The following is a 1,146-nucleotide window of genomic DNA, read 5'->3' as shown; positions in this document are numbered from 1 at the left end:
GGTCAAGCGGTTAAGACACCGCCCTTTCACGGCGGTAACACGGGTTCGAATCCCGTACGGGTCACCATTCTAGAAGATAGAGATTAGAAGTAAGAAGTTAGAAGAAAGACTTTTCTAACCTCCAACATCCTACCTCTTACATCCATAACGGAGGATTAGCTCAGCTGGGAGAGCACCTGCCTTACAAGCAGGGGGTCGGCGGTTCGATCCCGTCATCCTCCACCATATAACGACGCGGGGTGGAGCAGTCTGGTAGCTCGTCGGGCTCATAACCCGAAGGTCGGCGGTTCAAATCCGTCCCCCGCAATACCAAACAAAATGGTCCGGTAGTTCAGTTGGTTAGAATGCCTGCCTGTCACGCAGGAGGTCGCGGGTTCGAGTCCCGTCCGGACCGCCATTTTCATACTATGTTGGCTCAGTAGCTCAGTCGGTAGAGCAATGGACTGAAAATCCATGTGTCGGCGGTTCGATTCCGTCCTGAGCCACCATTTTTGTTTTTGTGCCGGCCTAGCTCAATTGGTAGAGCAACTGACTTGTAATCAGTAGGTTGGGGGTTCAAGTCCTCTGGCCGGCACCATTTTTTTGTCTTTACCGAAATGCGGGTGTGGCGGAATTGGCAGACGCGCTAGACTTAGGATCTAGTGTCTTATGACGTGGGGGTTCGACTCCCTTCACCCGCACCATTTCTTACATAATAGAAAGAGCATTAGCTCAGTTACGAGCAAAGCTTCTTGAACTTCTACGAGTTGTTCTGACGCAGCAAGCAACAGAGCGTTACTAGAAGAGGAAAGAACAGGTAGGACCACGGAGCAGAGCATCATCCGTAGGCATCATGAAATACTTCAACGAAATATCTGCAAGAGCCATTAGCTCAGTTGGTAGAGCATCTGACTTTTAATCAGAGGGTCGAAGGTTCGAGTCCTTCATGGCTCACCATTTTAGAATTTAATGTTTAGTACATAGTCAAAGATCAACTTCGGTTGGTCTTTTTTTGTTTATTATAATAAATGGATTAGTAATTTAATACGGCTCTATTATATATGTTGGGGTTATAAAACAATTCGAGGGATAGATTTTGAGCATAAAAAAACACGCAAACTCTCCCTTCCTTTATACTTGAGTTGTCGAGAAACAAGTAGAGGAGTC

General features: G+C 46.9%; 7 tRNA genes. All 7 read left to right on the top strand.

The annotated features are described in order from the left end of the window. Nucleotides 1-149 precede the first annotated feature (149 nt). Nucleotides 150-225 (top strand) — tRNA-Val (locus tag AC1FXZ_RS21885). Between the two features lie 8 nt (nucleotides 226-233). After that, nucleotides 234-307, top strand: a tRNA-Met gene (locus AC1FXZ_RS21880). Between the two features lie 13 nt (nucleotides 308-320). Further along, nucleotides 321-397 (top strand) — tRNA-Asp (locus AC1FXZ_RS21875). A 15-nt stretch (nucleotides 398-412) separates the two neighbouring features. Further along, nucleotides 413-488 (top strand) — tRNA-Phe (locus AC1FXZ_RS21870). A gap of 13 nt (nucleotides 489-501) precedes the next feature. Beyond that, nucleotides 502-577: transfer RNA gene (locus AC1FXZ_RS21865), tRNA-Thr, on the top strand. Between the two features lie 21 nt (nucleotides 578-598). Next, nucleotides 599-683, top strand: a tRNA-Leu gene (locus AC1FXZ_RS21860). A gap of 177 nt (nucleotides 684-860) precedes the next feature. After that, nucleotides 861-936 (top strand) — tRNA-Lys (locus tag AC1FXZ_RS21855). The last annotated feature ends 210 nt before the right edge of the window (nucleotides 937-1,146 follow it).

The organism is Halalkalibacter sp. HAAS-P014 (assembly GCF_056619965.1).
Note: the sequence above shows the minus strand (reverse complement) of the source record. Positions and strands in the feature narration are given on the sequence as shown.